The sequence below is a fragment of the Butyrivibrio proteoclasticus genome (assembly GCF_900115735.1).
Lineage (GTDB): Bacteria > Bacillota > Clostridia > Lachnospirales > Lachnospiraceae > Butyrivibrio > Butyrivibrio proteoclasticus_B.
The window spans coordinates 19,643-37,331 of record NZ_FOXO01000017.1 but is presented as its reverse complement, the minus strand read 5'-3'; the positions used below and the strand labels follow the sequence as shown (position 1 = coordinate 37,331).

Here is a 17,689-nt window from a genome sequence, read left to right as displayed (position 1 = left end):
CCTGTAATTCATGGTTCATAAACTGTCTGGTTGTATTGGAAATTTGTATGCCACACATTGGGAGGCAGGGGATAGGGGGGATGTTTTGAATTGATTGTTGTGGGGATAGGGGAGATTGTTAGTCCTTACCTTGATTCAAGGGATTCAATTCTTTTTCCAATCTCTTTATCAGCAGTAAGATCATAAACCATTCTATAGCAATCAAGCGCCTGGTCTTTGTCTCTGCCTTCTGCAGCTTCCTCTGCTGCCTTGTACAAAAGTGCAAGGGTTACAGGGTTAGCCTCTGTCGGAATTTTGTTATCCTTAAGAATCTTCTGAAGCTGAGGCAGGTCTTTTTTGGCAACTTTCTTACCTACAGCCTTCTCCAGGAATTCCAGTTCAGCATCAGCCTGTTGGGATTCGCCAAAATATTTGCTATAGAGATAACATGCTGCAGATACTTCCGGCTTGTATTTTTCCAGGTAATACCATCCAAGGTTTCTGTAATAAGCTGCAAGCTCAGCCCTTGTGCAGCAGTAATTATAAGATTCTGTGGTATAGGAATATTCACCATCTGCATCTCCAAGTTGCTTACAACACAAGATAATTCCAAGGATTGTTTCCATGTCCACAGGGTTCTCAAGGTGTGCACTAAGCCATTCCTGCTGGGCCCCGGAATAATTTCCTGCAAGCAACTGTTCTTTTGCCTTCTCCTTGTGAGGTGTCAATGTATCCTCATCGGATATCTCATATTCATCATCTCCCAAACAGTAATACTCATATAAAAACACTTCCGAAATATGCCTAAGGCAAACTTTTAGTTTACTCATCTTTTCTTTTCCTCTTTAGTATTCCTTTTTTACCTCTGTTACTTTGTACATTTTCTTGAACATTTCCAAATCCTCACTGGTATTGTTCTGTATCATGTTCTGTAGAAAAGCATAACACAATAGAAATTGTTTTGGGCATGTATAATGCGGAAGCATTCGTAATAAAAAACCCGTATCATATGATACGGGCCATTCATTATTTAAATATAAAGAGCTTCATATTATGCACAAATCTGGGCTACAACGACTTGAGCGCCGTTAACTTGAATGTCGAGAAGCAAACCGGAATCTGCGCAGTCTTTCAAGTACTGTGCAAACTCTTCTTTTGTCACGTCCTCAGGGCCGTCTTCACCGCCGACCATCTGGAAGACTGTTTGATCAGTAATGATGAATGCTGCTTCATCTCCATCGTTCATCCCTACCGGATCCTGAGCTTTGTCATTTCTAAAATTGGTAACGCCTTTTACCGTAAGAATATCATCTTCAATATATGCCTCATATATGATTGCCTGAAGAACCCCGGATTCGTCCGGTTCTCCTGCGCTATCTTTATCTGAAGCTCTTAAATATCCGCTCATCCAATATGTGCCTTCATCGGCTAATGCTTCAGTAAAGCTGGTTGAAGCTGTATCAGTTTCAGGCACAGACACTGATTCTGTAACGCTTTCGATGGCTTCTACAGAAACTGCTGTTGCAGCTCCGGCATCGGCGTTTTCTGTCTTTCCACATCCTATTAATGTGGCACAAATTGATACTACTAATAAAAGTGATACTTTTCTCATCTTTCTCCTCCTCGTATAAAAAATAACAACATATTGATTATACCCTAGAAAAAACACCATATTTATTAAAAGAGTATTAAAAGCAAGTACCAGCGCCTGAAAATTTTAGGTGATGGTTGGGTAATCAAATAGTCCATCATTTTTTTCTTCCAATGCCTTCAGCCTTTGCTATGGCATCAAGCTCTTTTACAAGGCCTTCTCTGAGCGCAGCCACATGTTCACTGTCGCTATAGGCTCCTACTCCTACGCCGAGCATAGCAAGTGTACGGATAAGTCCGGCGCAATTCTTTGTTTTTATCCGTACAATATGGCTATCTCTGGCTCCTTTTTCTCTCCTTGTACGGATAGGATTATACGTTGCACGCTGTCTTATCCGTATTCTATATGAGAAAAGAAGTGTATGCTGGCCGTTTATACGGATAAGATTACACGTCACACGCCATCTTATCCGTATTTCATATGAGAAAAGCAGTGTATACTGGCTGTTTATACGGATAAGACGACACTTTATTAGCATTTCTATCCGTACAGCACTTGGAAATAGATCTTTTTACAGCTCCATTGTACGGATAAAGTAGCACATACAATTCTTGAAAAGTGGCAAAAAACCTATCTCGTTTATGTAGTTTATCGCATCCTGCACTGTATGCAGGCATTCGGGGGCGTTCCACTCCACGCCATACATGATCCAGGTTCCGTTTTCATTTCCCATTGATTCTCTCCATCTTCACGTGAGGAATTCCGTCCTCCATAAAGGGCTCTGATACTACCTCAAATCCCTCTTTTTCATAATATCCAATGGCATATTGCTGAGCTTCAAGATAGATCTTTTTTGCCTTAAAGTGCTCTGTTGCGATCCTGACACCCTCATGAAGCATCTGGCCGCCTATTCCTTTGCCGTGCTCTAACGTTACCACTCTGCCAATCTGCGCTACGCCTGCTGCCTCATCATGATCTTTCCAAAATACTCTGAGACACCCTGCAACTCTGCCGTTTTCATTCCAGCAAAAAACATGAATTGCGTCCTGGTCCTTATCATCAAGATCCTGATAGATGCATTCCTGCTCTGTGACAAAAATCTCAAATCTTGTTTTTAAAATCTCGTATAACTCTGTGGTGCTGAGTTCGTTAAAGTGCTTAACCAAAAAATTCATTTATTAAATCCACTCGTTTCTATCGTCTTTATCTTCATAGTACATCGTTTGATGCCTGTGTTGCAAAAGTTTAAGGCTTTTTTGCTTAACTTTTTTCCAAAAAAATAGATGCACCTCAAAAGAGATGCACCTCTTTCATCGCTATTGAAAACCTCTTTGGCGATCCTTCTCATATCCGGAGTTCTTACGCCTATCATGACCTCCGAAGATATGTTAGGTACAAGCTTTGTTTGAAATTCCCTGTATTCCTTATCCTGTGCGCTTAGTAGTCTCTCATATACTGTCATCAGAATTCTCCTTGTTTCATTAAGTACTTTATCAGGAAATGCATAGCTTATTCCTTATCCCTCACACTATCAAGGGCATCTGAAATAAGCTTCTCATCATGCCTGAACATGAGCCCTGTCCCTACCCATGCTGCAGCATAGACAACCACGAAGATTACAGTTATCTGAACAAAGCCATTTTTAGTTTTGTACCAGTTACAAAGATGCCCAAAAGTAATGATGATAATGTACATCAGAAAAAAATGCAGAAGCGTCACCAGGTTATGCATTAATGCAGACAACTCTTTATCGTATTTATCATTATAAAGAAGCAACACTGTTACCAGACTGCATAAAAAGCTGGCAACAAGAATTGACCCCGGAGTATACCAGTCAAAAGACCACTCATTTTTCCTCATTACCAATAATCCGATAATGCTGACAGCGCACAATACCAGGAAACTGACCAGCATCGTTTGTTCCATTACTATTCTTAGTTTTTTCATAGTCCCAACCTCTTCTTCATCTCTTTTACATAGCTTCTGGTAATAAGAATAACCTCTCCATTCAAAAGAACTGCTCTCATCCTGGCATTGGTCTCCGCTTTTACACTTTTTATCTTTCTGATATTGCAAAGCATGGATTTAGAGCACCTAAAGAATCTGAAATCCAGAGCCTTTTCTACCTCGTAGAGACGGCTTCGCAGCTCAATGCAGTCATCCTTAGTATAGGCAAAGCACTTATCATCTACTGTTTCTATGTAATAGATCTTGGAAATCGGGCATGGAATGCTCTCGCCGTCCTTATAGCCCATAATGATCTGCTCCCCGTTTTCAAGCAGCCCAATTGCAGTGTCTATGGCAGTTGTGCGCCCATATGCGTTTACAACCGCGTATTCACTTTCACCCTGCGGAATCTTATTAAACGTTACCTTCAAGGTCTTTCCCCTTTATCTTTTATTATAAACTCTTGGATAGATAATCCTTGTAGCTGCAATAAACGCCACTGTAACTATTATTATATATATGCAGGTCTGATTCAATGACCAAGTTGATGATCCAACCTGTGTGTAAAAAGAGAATTTCTCTCTCATGGCATGAAGAAATGCGCCGCCGTCTACTCCACCTATGCTCTCATCCATATGCTTTAAAACTCCACCGGTCAGGAAATTTCTGATAAGTACAGTGATTCCTGTAGCCGGAATAAGACTACATACATTCTGTATGGTCTTGCTGAATTCAGATAGTGGAAGGTAAGCGCCAACTATAAAGCCCGATACTGCAGAAATGATTCCCATAAATGCACTGCAGGTGCCCATTTTCTTAAAAAACATCATTATAAGAGTAAAGATTGCTGTAGATGAAAGAGTGCCCAGGATAATCACTCCAACAAGACCTATAATATCTGAAATTTCAAAATACATGGTTCCGTTCAAAAGAAGCACTCCAATCCCGCAAAACAGCACAACTAAGGTCTGAAAAAAGGCTGAAACTACCGTTGCCAGGAAATATGAAAGGATGATCTCAGCTCTTTTTACAGGGGTTGATATCATATCAAAATACACTCTGTCTTCCCTGTCCCTGACTATGGTTTCAAGGGCATTGTAAGGAATGGTGATCAGTGCAGTGCTGATGATACCTGTAAGTAATATGCCATTTACAAACTGGTCCATGTCCTTTGCTAATATCAGCTTCTCAAGACCCGTTGCAGCGTGCTCAAGCGATGACAAAAAGGTGCTCTTTAAAAACAATAGATAAAGAATAAGAATAATAAGCGGTGTTAGCATTGAGAAAAATATTGATCCCTTATTATTCATATATACCAGTATGTTTCTTTTTGTAAGACCTAAAAGACCTCTTATTTTAGCCATTGCACTCCACCATTTCCTTTCCTGTAAGTGTTAAAAAAACGTCGTCCATTGTTCCTTTGATTACTTCAAAATCCCTGACAGAATCTTTGTTTTTCCAGATAAATTCCATGATTCCTTCATCCATCAGAATATTGTAGTGATCCGCTTCATAGCTAAAGCTTGGAGCACTGGAAGTTTCGATTATCTTTGTATTTTCATCGTTCTGTGCTGTATACCAAATGAGTTTTTTGCCGGTATATCTGCTCTTTAATTCAGCAGGTGAGCCTTCAGCAATGATGGTTCCCTTATCCATAATCACCACGTTGTCAGCTTCTGCGGTTTCTTCCATGTAATGCGTTGTCAGGAATATAGTCAGGTTCTCGTTTTTCCTTAAGTGATTGATGTAGTCCCACACCATCTTGCGGGACATTGGATCAAGGCCGGTTGTTGGCTCATCCAGAAACAGGATGTCCGGCTTATGGATGAGCGCCCTTGCAATATCTATTCGCCTTCTCTGTCCTCCGGAAAGATTCTCGTATCGCTCATTCCAGATTTCTTCCAGATTAAATTCGGCCCAAAAGAGCGAAAGCCTCTCCATTATCTCTTTTTTTCCATACCCGTAATATGCGCCTCTTGTAAGGAGATTCTGCTTAACTGTCAGGTTCCCATCCAGTACTGAATTCTGAAAAACTATCCCAATAGACTTTCTGATGGCATCATCTTCTTTTCCAAGTTTATACCCCATTAACCTGGCCTGGCCTGAGGTCTTAGGAAGGATCGTGCTTAACATATTTATGGTTGTGGACTTGCCGGCTCCGTTTTCTCCAAGGAATGCAAAAAGAGAGCCCTGCTCAACTTCAAAAGAGATGTTGTTTACTGCTGTTGCATCGCCGTATTGTTTGACCAAATTACTAACTTCAATTGCTTTTTTCATATCTGACCTCTTTCTTGTTACCTGTTTTCCTGTATCTGAAACAGATATTAACTTATTTGAGGCAAGAAAAAAGCAAATTGGCGGTGACTTGCATTTTTTGAGAGGTGAAATGCAAAATGGCTAATTCTTATTTCAAAATCTATAATTATCTCTTTTCAGCTTTTTAGCAGCCTTAGCCCACTTTGAGATTTCTTTTTTCTTAGCGTAATTATTGGTATTTTCCGCGCTTAATGACTTATAGAGGATGTATCGCTCTGCTGAAAGCTCGCCGCTTTCTATTGCTGCCTTCACAGCGCATCCCGGTTCGGTATCATGCTTGCAATCACTGAACTTGCAGCATTGCTCTAGGGCAAGGATATCTGAAAATGTATTGTCTATTCCAAGCTCTGTGTTAGCCATTCCAAGCTCTCTCATGCCCGGTGTATCTATTATTGATACGCCATTTTCAAGCTCAATCAGCTGCCTGTATGTTGTGGTATGTCTTCCTGTGGAGTCTGATTCTCGCACTTCCGAGGTTTTCATTATTTCTTCACCGGCAAAGGCATTTAAAAGCGTCGACTTGCCTGCTCCGGAGGATCCCATAAGGCACAATGTCACGCCCGGCCTCATGTATTCATATAATTCATCAACTCCTATTCCATATAAAGCCGAAATAGCATGAACTCTAACTTTATCAGAGATGCTCTCCACTTCACGAACATATCTGCCGTAGTTGCTGCACAGATCTGATTTTGTCAAAACCACCACTGGAATAGAGTTCCCCTGGAGAACAACGCTCACATATCTGGCGATTCTGTTGTAACTGTAGTCCTCATTTAGAGAGGTGACTATCAACGTGTAATCCACGTTTGCCACCATATACTGCATGACTCCTGTTTTAGCCTGATCAGGCCTCTGCAAAAAGCTTGTTCTATCTTCAACCGCTACGATCAAAGAATCTCCAATTGGATTATTTACAAAAGAGACGTAATCACCCACAACAGGGAAAAACTCAGGTGCCTTCTCTTGAAATGTTCCTTTTAGTCTGGCAGAAATATCTTTTCCTTCAAACCTTATTACATAACTGTTCTTGTATATCGCAGAAACTCTGCCTTTACATAAATTGTTTTCTGTATTATTCATTTTTTTCTCCATATTTTTTCTTTGTTATCAGTATGGAGACTAAGGTTGAGATCATCGCCATGACAATGGCATTTAGAAAAAAAGAAGCCGTGACTAATAAGCCACGGCCAAAGGATCAATTATTTATCTATCACAAACCGAGGTCTTCATACTATATTCTGTTACAATTTCTATTCTCTTTACACTCATCACGAATACCTCGCTTTCCTTAATATTTTTTACAACAGATTCAGTATATCAGCAACATGTTACTATTTCAACACTTTTTAGTCAATTTCAGATTCTGTTCTTTTTCAAAAAAGGCTCTCTTTAGCTGCATATATTCTTCATCAGTGCAGACCTTTTTGCACATAGGTTCAAAGGACTTTGTAACTTCAAAGCATTCCTTCATATTGGCACAGGGATATTCATAGCAATCTGCACAGGTTTTTATGCCTCTTTCTTCACAGCATTTTACTACATGATACCTGCACCAATTCTCAGGTTTGCATCCTGTGCATGATATCTCTTTATTAGTAACAACATGGTCACGGTATCCTATCTTAAGCCATAACTCTGCTGTATGGTGAAGCTCTTCCTCTGTTTTTTCATAAGGATGCGCTATATATCTGGGACAGGATGCACAATCATTTCCGCACGCAGCTAGTACTTTTTCCATCATATTGTAATCTCCATCTGATTTCATGTTTTTTCAAGATGTTCATCAAGCTTGGGAATACTGTCTTCATGTAAGTAAGTGGTCTCTTGGGGACGGAGTTAGAGGTACATTTTCGTATATAACCTTCTTGTAGCTTTTGTTCTGCTACTATTCTATTTCTTGTAATATAGGCAGTGTATTTTAGATGTCCGGTTCTGCCTATATTTATTTTCCTTAAATAGAGGCAGTGCTTTTTAATGTCTGGTTCTGCCTATATTTTACTTTTCATAAATATAGGCATTGAATTTAAGCCATATCTTTCTGCCTCCCTAACGCTCTTTTACAATATAGGCAGAACAACTGCTGTAAAATTAACTGCCTCTATTTCCTATCCATTTGATATAGGCAGAATACCACCCAATAAATCAACTGCCACCATTCGCAAATTCCTTGATATAGGCAGAATTTCGTTCATTCCATTTATGCATAATCCTGCGTTATCTTCCAATAGAACTATAAATAATTCTTTCACTCAAGAGAATTCTTTTCCGTTATGATAACACTTTTCTATCTTTGTTATTATTTTCTAAAGCTCTTTCCGTTTGTGCTGCCTCCATCAACAAGCACATCTACACCAGCAAGATATCCGTTCCTTTCATCTGCTACAGTCGCAATTGCAAATCCAAGCTCATCCGGAGTGCCCATCCTTTTTTCTGCTGCATATTCAAGCATGCTGGCACCTTCCTTTTCTTCAAGTTTGCCCATGTCAGTCGCAATAAGTCCTGGGCTTAGAGAGCACACACGGATTCCTTTCTGCCCATACTCAAAAGCACACTTCTGTGCATACCAGACAACGAAGCTCTTGGAAAGAGCATAAGCAAAGCCTGACTTCTGATAATCCGTTTTGGAAAGGTTACTTGTTTTGATACACTTTGCTATGAATTTTGCTTCATCTGTTTCAGCAAGGGCAAAGGTCTTTTTATTTAGGAGGATCTTCGGTAATGCATATGCAGAATTTGAAGAGATATCCACTATAACGCTGCCCCTTGGCATCACTTTTGAAAACTCCTGATTGATATAAACTGTACCAAGCGCATTAACTCTGAGAAGTGGTTCAGGCTTTGCCATGTTCGGCGACATTCCCGCTGCATTGATAACATTTCTGACAGTTCCTTTTGAAGCCGCAAACTCCACCAGCTTTTTTACGCTTTCCCGGTCTGACGTATCACATGTGCAGGCATATGCTTCATGCCCACCTTCTTTTAGCTGTTCCACAGCCTTTTCAAGCATGGAGATAGTCCTTCCTGATACGATTATTATCTTATCCTTTGGCATCTGAAGAGCTGCTGAAAGCCCCATACCACTGCCACCACCTGTTACTACGCATACATCGCTCATTCATATATCCTCCTGAATTTATTTTATTGAATACTTACGAAATAAACAATGAGGGGGCATTTTCCACTAGTTTCTGCATCTCTTCCTGAGTATTCTTAGTTGGATCAAAGCTCTTCATTGTGCCTGATGCAGCATCATAATATAGCGCAGTAATCTGAGGGCTCATATTTCTGGCCGCTTCTGCACGTTCCTTTGCAGCCTGCGATGAGGCCTTTGCAGCAGCAACAAACTTATCAAGCCAGTCTCTTACCTGTTCTCCAGTGTCTGCCGGTGATGTTATGATTTCTGAGAGTTCATCAAATGGCGTTTCAAATATGATCTCATCAGATACTACCAGATCTATTCCTGCCTTTTCAAACTGCTTCCTAAGTGCATTTACATATTTGTCAGTCGAAAAATCCTGTGTCAGATCAATAATAAATTTCCCACTCTGACATGTCATATTGAGCACAAGACCGCTTGAACAGTTTGAATACAGGTGTACCTCATCCACAAGTTCACCCGGCATATCAAACTGACCTATGTAACTTATAAGATAAGTGTCCAGCGCAAGAATTTCCATGAATCCAAGGAGTTTCTGTCTTCCTGCAAATGAATGAAAATGTCCTATGACACTCAGAAGCATATTGATATTATTAAATTCCTTTGCACAGTGATCATGCTCTTTCTGGGCATTGAGAAGCCTTTTATATTTTGCAGCTATTTCACTGTCTGAAAGGTTCTCCTCTTCTCTTCCGTAAGGCAGAGTCATGCTCTTAACACAGTTTTTGAAGGTGTCATCACAACCTAATATATGTCTTGCATCCATAGGGAAATTACTTACTATAGTCTTATCACAGTCTAAAGAAATCTCTTTTATCCCTCTGCTCATCAGTATGCTCAGATATGTGATCGGAGATGCGCCGATGCTCTTGCAGGCATCCATAAACTGCTTCTGTGAAAAACTGATCTCATAACGCCTATGGTCATCTTTATTCTTTGTTTCAGGAAGCTTATATCCCTTGTCGGACAGGCCTTCAATCTTCATGCTTTTTCCATTTAGCTCGTACTTCTTATCACACGGATCAGTAAGTTCGGCTACCGATAGTTCAGATGCCAGCAAGTGGTGTTCTTCTCTTATCTGCTCATATTCACCCATGTCAGCATTTTTATAATCACTGTAGAATCTGAGCAATGTCTCGAGAAATGTCTTTGCACCTCTTCCATCTGTAAGTCCGTGATGAAAAGAGAGTTTAAGGCTCTTTTCCCAATATGTAACTCCCATGAGATGATAGTTGTTACTATGTCCGCCCAGTGGGATAAATCCATCTTTGTGATGTGCCTCAAGCTTCATTTCATTCCTTACCGCATAGAAATCTCCATCTTTTTCTATGAATCTGACGCCAAAGTAAGGGTATCTGATGACAGTGTCTGCTATCGCCAGTTTCAGAAGTTCACCATTTATGTCTTCCCTCATCCTGACATCATAAACCTCACTTGGAAGGCCCTTGGATCTGTATAAATAAGGCATTCCAGACAAAGCCTTGTCACCATTCTTAAGTATTGTTTCTACATTCTTATTTTCCGTCATTATGCTTCTCCTGTTATCTCTTTAGCAAGTTCCAGAATTTCAAAGGCATATTTTTCCTTGCCCTTTTTCAGAAGCTTCTTGTATAAAGGATAGTTAGTGATGCAGATTGCAGCACCTACTATTCCAAGAAGCACCCCGATGACCATGAAAATTACTCCTGTTCCAAAGACGCCCAGCCCAAAGCACATTCCTGTGCCAAAAATCAGAGTTCCTATGATTCCCAGTGTCATTGCCGAAATGAAAGCCGGAAGCTTTGCTCTTTCATCAAGCTTTTTAAGCTGCCTTACCTTATTTGTTTCCTTTGGCATGTAATCCTTTGCAACACTTTCTGCATAAACCTTATCTAAATCGTTCATCTCATTGTTCTCCTGTCTTTTCTTTCTATAAATAATTATGCTATTTTTCCTGTTTCTTTGAGCCATCTGATCTCGTCACGTATGGTCTCTCTGTATGATCTTGTAGTATAACCAAGTTCCTTACTTGCTTTACTTGAATCAAAGCGGTTGTTCCTTGCAAGATTATAAACGGAGAAAGTTGTCATAAGCGGCTTTTCTCCTGTCTTTTTGGCTTTTTTCTCAAGTATCTTTGCAATGAAGTTTGCTGCTGATATAGGTAAAAAAAACTTCATCTGTTTACATCCGCTCTCCTCTGAAACAAGCTTTGTAAAATCCTTAAAGCTGACAGGCTCATTCCCAAGGATGTAGCACTCTCCGCTTTTTCCCTTATCCGCTGCTCCAATGAGTCCGTCAGCCAGATCCCTTACATCACACAGATTAAAGCTTCCGTCAATTCCGGCGGGCATCTCACCATTGATGATATCAACCAGAGTCCTTGTGGTCTCACCCATTGCAAAGTCCTCAGGTCCGAGGATTCCTGAAGGGTGAACCACACATGCATTAAGCCCTTCCTTTGCAGCCTTGAGCACCACATTTGTTGCCATAGCCTTTGACAATGAATAGCAGCCTTTGATTCTCTCAGGATCAAGCGGGATCGAACCCTCACATTCTCTTATGCTTCCCTTCTCTTCCTCAGGTATTGCTCCTGTTGATGAGCAATAAACGAGCTTTGAAACATTGTGCTCTTTGCACATCTCTATGATATTTTCTGTCCCGCCGACATTTACGTCCATGACTTTCTGGCTGTAGTCGGGATTAACTGTTACGATGCTTGCTATGTGGAGCACGATCACCTCTGTATCTTCAGGCGTCTCAAAGAATCTCTCCAGGTCATCTTTATTACAAAGATCTCCGTATACGATTTCTACTTCTTCCGGAAGATATGCGGCTGACTTATCACCTTCAAGGACAAATGCCCTTACTTTTTCGTTTCTATCAACAAGCTTTCTGCAGACTGTACTTCCAAGAAATCCTGCTGCTCCTGTTACCAGATACATCTTATTTGTTTGGCTCATTTATCTTTTCCTCTCTTATTTTCAATTTGTTTTCTTGCTCTCTGTTTTGAGCTTGAAGTCATTATAGAAAAATGAGCCTGCAAAAAGAACAACACTTTTTGCAAAATGTGTTGATTTAAGGGGCACAGGTCCCGACACGTTTTGTAAAAAGTGTTGATTTGTAAGTCCGATATACTGTTTTTACTGCTCTATGGCTTGATGATACACTTATGTATAACGCTTATGATCTAGATTAAAAACTCCTCTTTCATCTTTATATTCCTCAAATGGAATACCTTTATTTATCAGTTTTTCCTTTATCTCTTCTGATGTTAGTAAAGTTTTCTTCCGATAGAACTGACTATTGCATTTTATTCTGCTTCTGCCACTTTTCTTGAACTTGTTAAAATAGCAGTCGATTTAATAAGGCTGTACTGCCTTTATTGTAGTTTATTTAATAGTGGCAGTATTTTTTAGGCCTGTCTTTCTGCTTCTATCACATTTTTATAAATATAGGCAGTTTTACACCAGTTCAAGTTGTACATAATCAAGCCACTTGTGCTTCTTTAGCGTCATCTTCATCGCTGTTGATTTTGGAGTCAAGCTCTTTTACAACACTTATGGACATCAGAACAACAGCTACTGTAGTTACTATGTCCGCTACAGGAGCTGATAAAAGAGCTCCTTCAACGCCAAAGAACATAGGAAGAAAAATGGCAAGCGGAACACTTAATACAAAGTCCCTGAGTAATGATAGTCCCATAGCCATTACTGGCTTTCCAAGAGACTGAAGGAAAACACTAGTAGACTTCTGAATACATGTCAGAATGATCATTGAAAGGAAAATCCTGAATGAAAGAACCGCAAATTCATTATAAAGACCGTCCTCACTTCCAAATATTGATGTAATCTGAAGAGGGAAAAGCTCAAATAAAAGCACTGAAACCAGCCCTACAATTGCTTCAGCTTTGATGATTGTTGTAAACAGCTCTTTTACCCTTCTGTATTCTCCTGCTCCATAGTTGTAGCCAACGATAGGCTGAGAACCTGCGGCAATTCCGATACATATCGATACTACTATCTGGAATACCTTCATAACAATTCCTACTACTGTAAGTGGGATATCAGCGCCATACTTACTCATTGCTCCATATTTAACAAGAACATTGTTCATTACACCCATGATTACCACAATAGAGAGCTGTGTTAAGAAACTGCTTATTCCAAGAGGGACAAACTTACCTATTACGACCATATCAGGAGTCATGTTTTTTAAAGTGAGCTTAAAGGTCTTTGCCCTGAAGAGAATGTACACAATTCCGCAGATTGCTGTAACAATCTGACCTGCTACAGTCGCGATAGCAGCTCCCTTCATTCCCATATGAAGGGCGAAAATTGCAACAGGGTCAAGAATCACATTGATGATACATCCTGCAAGAGTAGTAATCATGGCAAATTTAGGGCTTCCATCAGCCCTGATAATGGAATTAAGGCCATTACCGACAACAAAGAAAGGAATTCCCAAAATGATGTAATCAAAGTACTCATTTGCATATGGAAGGTTGTTCTCAGTAGCTCCAAACGCTGTAAGGATCTGTGACTTAAATACAGCAAAAAGAACTGCCATTATAACTCCGAATGCCACAAGAAGCATTACAACATTGCCCATGCTCTTATTTCCAGACTTCACATCTTTTTTACCCTGACAAAGACTAAGATATGCAGCAGCGCCATCCCCAAGCATCAGAGCAATCGCAAGTGATATAACTGTGATTGGAAAAACAACATTTGTTGCACCATTTCCAAGATATCCTACGCCTCTTCCAATGAAAATCTGGTCCACTATGTTATAAAGTGACGATACAAGCAGCGACATAATGCAGGGAATTGAAAACTTGAGAAGAAGCTTTCCTATCCTCTCTTCTGCTAGATAGTTATTTGTGTTCTGATTCATTTTTACCTCCTTAAAGTCCGTAAAAAAAGAACACGGTAAGCGAGTCTTCACTTACACGTGTTCGGTTACAACCCAGTATTCATAAATAGCCTGCCCACCGGGCGGCATTCAATTACTCGATTATGATACAGATTTTTTTGAGCTCACGTAATAGTCAGATTTGACAAAAAAAATAGCTTTTTTGAAAATTCCATGCGCCAATAAGTATTAATATATTAAAACTTCCAAGGCAGATTTAATTCGAATTATCGACGATGCGTTTTTTCTGTGCCATCCCCAAATAGCCCATTTACACAAAAAAGCGAATAAATATTCAGTCCTTCTTTTCTTTAAACTGTATCCTCTGAAATCTGTCGGAATACACGAGTTCTACCGGCCTATGAAGTCCATCATCCATATATTCTTCCGGAGTTCTTAATGTATCTCCGTATAATTTGAAATCCCAGATCTTACTTCCTTTACCGTCTACATATTTGCCACAGGCATATAAAGAGCCGTCTTTTTTCTCCGCAAAGGTAACATATGTATAGTTGTAATCATCATTTCCTTCGGCACTTTCACTCTCGGCATATGGTTTAGCTTTTTCAAATCTGACCTCATCCATCCAAACCATTTTTACATCATCCAATACCTTTACCGGTTCTTCTATGAAATCCTGATTCTTACTGTCATATCCGCAGCTTCCAAAGGTATTGTTGCCCCAGGTCCACAATGTACCATCCTCTTTAATGGCAGCCATGCAAAAAGACCCACAGGTAACATAGATTGCATCATCAAGCATTTTAGTAGGCTCCGAGTAACTGCACCCAATTGTATCGTCAGGATGTTTCGCAGATGTATTCCTGATTTGTCCCCACCACCAGACTGAACCATCATTTTTGAGAGCAACGATTCCGCTTTGGCTTGCTCTGGCATATTTGACGTCAGACATCAGGCATACAGGAGTTGTTGCAACTATATCATCATAATAAATCCATTCTCTTCCATATGGATTCTCTAGTCCCATCAATCCATTTTGGTTTGCTCCAACTCCGTATAATTCACCGCTTTCAGTAAGATAAATCACAAAGAATGGTGCGCCATCAACATGAATAACATTCTCTGCCATCTTCTGCGGCGTGCTTTCATAAGATGAACGATTCCCGTTGCCAAGCTGTCCGTCACTGTTATCACCCACACCCCAAAGCACATTATCATCATCAATATAATAGTGATTATACTCATACTCATTTCTAAAATAGTAGTTTGCTATGTCAAAATCGGTATCATTAAGATGAAGTCCATCCATGTTTTCTACATAGTAAACAGGAACCTCAACGATATCTTCCAAGGGTTCTTGGGTACCAGCATCATCTGAGGCAATAATGGCAGGAATAAACTTAGTAAGCACAACCACTCCAATAGCAATGCACAGAATGGTAAATGCCCAGGCTATCCAATTCTTCCTGTCAGGCTCATCAAAATCACTTTCAATTATTTCACTCATATCTTTATCTTCAATACTCATAAGTCACCTTTCACCAGCTCAGCTACTGAAAATCAAGTATATACAATGGAGCCACAACAATAATAATGCTCATCAACAATGTCATAGCCTTAAGAGCTTTACTTTTTTTCCACAATAATTGATATGAAAGAAACTGTAATACCGTAATAGCTGTAAAATATAGAATCCATTTCAATTCCCATGGAACCAGAGACATCCATGAGCCATCACCATAGTATGTAAAAACAATACTTAGAACTAATATCCAAAGGAAAGGCATAAGCATAATAACTTCAAATGCCAACAATGCTAATACCCTTTTTCTCTTAGTAGCATTTCGCACAAAGAATGAAATGCAAACAGATAATATGCATAACAAAACTGTCCTATAGAGATCTGAAAAAATAATTTCTGCTATCAAATTCAGCCTACTTTCCTCTTTGGATCAACGTCTTAGCAATTTCATTCCTGTCTGGACTAATTGTTTTTCAATACGACGAAGTCAATTTTTCTTTTTACTGTTCCCCAACATATTCAAAGCTCATCCCGTCATCGTGTGAAACATATAATCCTGATGGGTGTTTACCCAGTTCTTCGCTGTAATAGTCCCCTGACCATGGGCTCTGGCCAACGAGCAGATACAGATTGCCATCCTCTACCCAAACCTTTTCCGGGATTACAAACGGATTGTAGATTGTTCCATCAGGCAGTTTTACTTTAGCAGATGGATAGTTTACCTGGGCAAAAGACTTACCTCCGTCTTCAGTCCTAAAGAGCATACCCTCGTCTCCACCACTGTATGTAAGGCAGGCAAAGCCAAGATTGGTATCATCGATAAACTCAATCCATTTTGCATCTCCACCCATTCCATTGAAAGGATTCTCGTTTATTTCTGATGGTTTGTCGCCGGCTTTCTTATAAGCTACCAGGCAGTAATAGTTACTTCCAGCAGCTCTGTCTACAGGAAGCATTCCGTAAGTGACCCCGTCTTTTGTTGTATAAGAACAATCCGGTTCTATACCCTGCAGGTACTCATCTCCCCCATTATCTACAAATTCCAGCATACCATAGCTCTGATTTTTTACAGGATAATCAGCAGAAGTCAGTTTACCATCGACAAAATCGTAAAGTGCTTCATATAGAGCATCTCTGTCATATTTTCCACTTATATAAGGGGATGGATCAAATGATCCTGATACAGATGGCATTGCAATGGATATCTCTTTATATAGCCATGGTGCATCCTCGTACGGAACTTCTTCAAGGCATTCTTTCAGCCAGTCGCAGATATTTTCGCAGAACCATGACATATCCTGGGTGCCATTTTCATCAATTATCGGAACCTGCGTGGTACCAATACTGTTGTCTGCACAGTCTTTTTCCTGCCAATAAAGCCCACGTTGAAATTTCTCAGGATACGTATCCTCTGTTATCTCTATAAACTTATTGAGAAGCTCATATTCTTTTTTCTGTTCCTCTGATATATCTACACCAGTATTATCAAGGTTTTCCAGGTCAATAACTGAATTATCTTCAAAGCCGTTAACATAAGCATAGAAAATGCCTTCTACAACTGAATCTTCATAATAACCGATATTTATCCCATACTTTCTGTAAAAAACGCCATCCTTAGACCAGATAGAATAACTTCCTTCATCGTTATAGCCAATGTGCTTTATAAGAATGTAATCATCTTTTTCCATAACTACATAATCACCATCATCAAGGAATAAGTTCAGCCACTTATCCGCAAGAAATATAAGTGCGCACAGACATATGATCAAGGTCATTCCTCTTCCAATGTATAAAGCAGGCCTTGGCACGTCTTTAAATACCTTTATCCACAGCAGAATGCCAAAAACAATAACAACAATCTGCCAAATAACAACGCCCCAAATGGCTATGTCAGAATATACATTATAGAGAACACGATTTGGCGTCTCATTATGTTTGAGTACAACATAAGCAATCGTTAAAACAGCTAGGATTGCCACAAAAACTGATAATATGATTATCCCCTTTTTCTTCACTTTTTCACTCCAGCTAACATTTTTGATTATTTTTCTGTAATAGCTTTTAAGTATGTCCCTCCAAAATCAGAGTCCTGCCATATTCCAGAATGCACTGGCATCTGGGCTTTGAATTCATCTCCCGGAGTCTGATCCGGTGAAATGAATACCTCAGAAGATTCTTCTGATGAAGCTGCTACTGAATTCTGTTCTGCTTCTTTTGAATTGGAAAAAGAGCATGCAGACATAATAAGCATGCCAATAAGAATTGCCCCAACTACTTTCTTTCTCATATCAGTCACTGTTCAGATTCCATTTCCCCAAATAGA

The 17,689-nt window shown here is 39.8% G+C and carries 21 protein-coding genes; all 21 read right to left on the bottom strand.

From position 1 onward, the window contains the following. Positions 1-125: 125 nt before the first annotated feature. Positions 126-809, bottom strand: a complete 684-nt coding sequence (locus tag BM146_RS11290; protein WP_074888787.1) for a hypothetical protein — start codon at positions 807-809, stop codon at positions 126-128. 221 nt (positions 810-1,030) lie between these two features. Further along, positions 1,031-1,591 (bottom strand): hypothetical protein, encoded by a 561-nt coding sequence (locus BM146_RS11285; protein ID WP_074888784.1) that lies wholly within the window; start codon positions 1,589-1,591, stop codon positions 1,031-1,033. Between the two features lie 136 nt (positions 1,592-1,727). Continuing rightward, positions 1,728-2,108 (bottom strand): hypothetical protein, encoded by a 381-nt coding sequence (locus BM146_RS11280; protein WP_177201645.1) that lies wholly within the window; start codon positions 2,106-2,108, stop codon positions 1,728-1,730. Positions 2,109-2,141: 33 nt separating this feature from the next. Continuing rightward, a complete protein-coding gene (locus BM146_RS19495; RefSeq protein ID WP_177201644.1) occupies positions 2,142-2,303 on the bottom strand; it encodes a hypothetical protein in 162 nt (53 codons plus the stop codon). Beyond that, positions 2,293-2,745 (bottom strand): GNAT family N-acetyltransferase, encoded by a 453-nt coding sequence (locus BM146_RS11275; RefSeq protein WP_074888778.1) that lies wholly within the window; start codon positions 2,743-2,745, stop codon positions 2,293-2,295. Before BM146_RS11275 ends, BM146_RS19495 begins: the two co-directional genes overlap by 11 nt. Beyond that, positions 2,742-3,032, bottom strand: a complete 291-nt coding sequence (locus BM146_RS11270) for a DNA alkylation repair protein (RefSeq protein ID WP_074888775.1) — start codon at positions 3,030-3,032, stop codon at positions 2,742-2,744. Before BM146_RS11270 ends, BM146_RS11275 begins: the two co-directional genes overlap by 4 nt. Positions 3,033-3,079: 47 nt before the next feature. Next, positions 3,080-3,517 (bottom strand): DUF3021 family protein, encoded by a 438-nt coding sequence (locus tag BM146_RS11265; protein WP_074888771.1) that lies wholly within the window; start codon positions 3,515-3,517, stop codon positions 3,080-3,082. Beyond that, positions 3,514-3,948 (bottom strand): LytTR family DNA-binding domain-containing protein, encoded by a 435-nt coding sequence (locus BM146_RS11260; protein WP_074888768.1) that lies wholly within the window; start codon positions 3,946-3,948, stop codon positions 3,514-3,516. Before BM146_RS11260 ends, BM146_RS11265 begins: the two co-directional genes overlap by 4 nt. 12 nt (positions 3,949-3,960) lie before the next feature. Next, positions 3,961-4,881, bottom strand: a complete 921-nt coding sequence (locus tag BM146_RS11255) for an ABC transporter permease (protein WP_083413509.1) — start codon at positions 4,879-4,881, stop codon at positions 3,961-3,963. Then, positions 4,874-5,794: an ABC transporter ATP-binding protein gene (locus BM146_RS11250; RefSeq protein WP_074888765.1), complete on the bottom strand. Its 921-nt coding sequence runs from the start codon at positions 5,792-5,794 to the stop codon at positions 4,874-4,876. The genes BM146_RS11255 and BM146_RS11250 overlap by 8 nt, the downstream gene beginning before the upstream one ends. A gap of 132 nt (positions 5,795-5,926) precedes the next feature. Next, positions 5,927-6,916 (bottom strand): ribosome small subunit-dependent GTPase A, encoded by a 990-nt coding sequence (gene rsgA / locus BM146_RS11245; protein ID WP_160110713.1) that lies wholly within the window; start codon positions 6,914-6,916, stop codon positions 5,927-5,929. Positions 6,917-7,172: 256 nt separating this feature from the next. Next, a complete protein-coding gene (locus BM146_RS11240) occupies positions 7,173-7,577 on the bottom strand; it encodes a DUF3795 domain-containing protein (protein WP_207649918.1) in 405 nt (134 codons plus the stop codon). A gap of 555 nt (positions 7,578-8,132) precedes the next feature. Beyond that, complete coding sequence (locus BM146_RS11235) at positions 8,133-8,951, bottom strand: SDR family NAD(P)-dependent oxidoreductase (protein ID WP_074888759.1); 819 nt, start codon at positions 8,949-8,951, stop codon at positions 8,133-8,135. 34 nt (positions 8,952-8,985) lie between these two features. Further along, positions 8,986-10,521 carry a hypothetical protein gene (locus BM146_RS11230; RefSeq protein ID WP_074888756.1) on the bottom strand — a complete coding sequence of 512 codons (1,536 nt, stop codon included), beginning with the start codon at positions 10,519-10,521 and terminating at the stop codon, positions 8,986-8,988. Next, the gene (locus tag BM146_RS11225; RefSeq protein ID WP_074888753.1) at positions 10,521-10,877 is read right to left on the bottom strand and encodes an AtpZ/AtpI family protein; all 357 of its coding nucleotides are present in this window, start codon (positions 10,875-10,877) and stop codon (positions 10,521-10,523) included. The genes BM146_RS11230 and BM146_RS11225 overlap by 1 nt, the downstream gene beginning before the upstream one ends. A gap of 35 nt (positions 10,878-10,912) precedes the next feature. Next, the gene (locus BM146_RS11220; protein ID WP_074888749.1) at positions 10,913-11,932 is read right to left on the bottom strand and encodes an NAD-dependent epimerase/dehydratase family protein; all 1,020 of its coding nucleotides are present in this window, start codon (positions 11,930-11,932) and stop codon (positions 10,913-10,915) included. A 526-nt stretch (positions 11,933-12,458) separates the two neighbouring features. Then, positions 12,459-13,865 (bottom strand): MATE family efflux transporter, encoded by a 1,407-nt coding sequence (locus tag BM146_RS11215; RefSeq protein ID WP_074888746.1) that lies wholly within the window; start codon positions 13,863-13,865, stop codon positions 12,459-12,461. Between the two features lie 313 nt (positions 13,866-14,178). Further along, positions 14,179-15,372: an RCC1 domain-containing protein gene (locus BM146_RS11210; protein ID WP_074888743.1), complete on the bottom strand. Its 1,194-nt coding sequence runs from the start codon at positions 15,370-15,372 to the stop codon at positions 14,179-14,181. A 22-nt stretch (positions 15,373-15,394) separates the two neighbouring features. Beyond that, entirely contained in the window at positions 15,395-15,655 is a 261-nt protein-coding gene (locus tag BM146_RS11205) for a hypothetical protein (RefSeq protein WP_143087472.1), read from the bottom strand. A 211-nt stretch (positions 15,656-15,866) separates the two neighbouring features. Further along, positions 15,867-17,381 (bottom strand): beta propeller repeat protein, encoded by a 1,515-nt coding sequence (locus tag BM146_RS11200; RefSeq protein WP_074888737.1) that lies wholly within the window; start codon positions 17,379-17,381, stop codon positions 15,867-15,869. Positions 17,382-17,407: 26 nt separating this feature from the next. Continuing rightward, positions 17,408-17,653: a hypothetical protein gene (locus BM146_RS11195; RefSeq protein WP_074888734.1), complete on the bottom strand. Its 246-nt coding sequence runs from the start codon at positions 17,651-17,653 to the stop codon at positions 17,408-17,410. Positions 17,654-17,689: the final 36 nt, after the last annotated feature.

What these genes read in the sequence shown, in the direction of transcription:
- BM146_RS11280 (WP_177201645.1), bottom strand. Translation starts at nt 2,108, where the DNA reads ATGCTAATAAAGTGTCGTCTTATCCGTATAAACAGCCAGTATACACTG.
- BM146_RS11230 (WP_074888756.1), bottom strand. Translation starts at nt 10,521, where the DNA reads ATGACGGAAAATAAGAATGTAGAAACAATACTTAAGAATGGTGACAAG.
- rsgA (WP_160110713.1), bottom strand. Translation starts at nt 6,916, where the DNA reads ATGAATAATACAGAAAACAATTTATGTAAAGGCAGAGTTTCTGCGATA.
- BM146_RS11220 (WP_074888749.1), bottom strand. Translation starts at nt 11,932, where the DNA reads ATGAGCCAAACAAATAAGATGTATCTGGTAACAGGAGCAGCAGGATTT.
- BM146_RS11195 (WP_074888734.1), bottom strand. Translation starts at nt 17,653, where the DNA reads ATGAGAAAGAAAGTAGTTGGGGCAATTCTTATTGGCATGCTTATTATG.
- BM146_RS11265 (WP_074888771.1), bottom strand. Translation starts at nt 3,517, where the DNA reads ATGAAAAAACTAAGAATAGTAATGGAACAAACGATGCTGGTCAGTTTC.
- BM146_RS11240 (WP_207649918.1), bottom strand. Translation starts at nt 7,577, where the DNA reads ATGATGGAAAAAGTACTAGCTGCGTGCGGAAATGATTGTGCATCCTGT.
- BM146_RS11290 (WP_074888787.1), bottom strand. Translation starts at nt 809, where the DNA reads ATGAGTAAACTAAAAGTTTGCCTTAGGCATATTTCGGAAGTGTTTTTA.
- BM146_RS11210 (WP_074888743.1), bottom strand. Translation starts at nt 15,372, where the DNA reads ATGAGTATTGAAGATAAAGATATGAGTGAAATAATTGAAAGTGATTTT.
- BM146_RS11250 (WP_074888765.1), bottom strand. Translation starts at nt 5,794, where the DNA reads ATGAAAAAAGCAATTGAAGTTAGTAATTTGGTCAAACAATACGGCGAT.
- BM146_RS19495 (WP_177201644.1), bottom strand. Translation starts at nt 2,303, where the DNA reads ATGGGAAATGAAAACGGAACCTGGATCATGTATGGCGTGGAGTGGAAC.
- BM146_RS11275 (WP_074888778.1), bottom strand. Translation starts at nt 2,745, where the DNA reads ATGAATTTTTTGGTTAAGCACTTTAACGAACTCAGCACCACAGAGTTA.
- BM146_RS11225 (WP_074888753.1), bottom strand. Translation starts at nt 10,877, where the DNA reads ATGAACGATTTAGATAAGGTTTATGCAGAAAGTGTTGCAAAGGATTAC.
- BM146_RS11255 (WP_083413509.1), bottom strand. Translation starts at nt 4,881, where the DNA reads ATGGCTAAAATAAGAGGTCTTTTAGGTCTTACAAAAAGAAACATACTG.
- BM146_RS11285 (WP_074888784.1), bottom strand. Translation starts at nt 1,591, where the DNA reads ATGAGAAAAGTATCACTTTTATTAGTAGTATCAATTTGTGCCACATTA.
- BM146_RS11215 (WP_074888746.1), bottom strand. Translation starts at nt 13,865, where the DNA reads ATGAATCAGAACACAAATAACTATCTAGCAGAAGAGAGGATAGGAAAG.
- BM146_RS11235 (WP_074888759.1), bottom strand. Translation starts at nt 8,951, where the DNA reads ATGAGCGATGTATGCGTAGTAACAGGTGGTGGCAGTGGTATGGGGCTT.
- BM146_RS11270 (WP_074888775.1), bottom strand. Translation starts at nt 3,032, where the DNA reads ATGACAGTATATGAGAGACTACTAAGCGCACAGGATAAGGAATACAGG.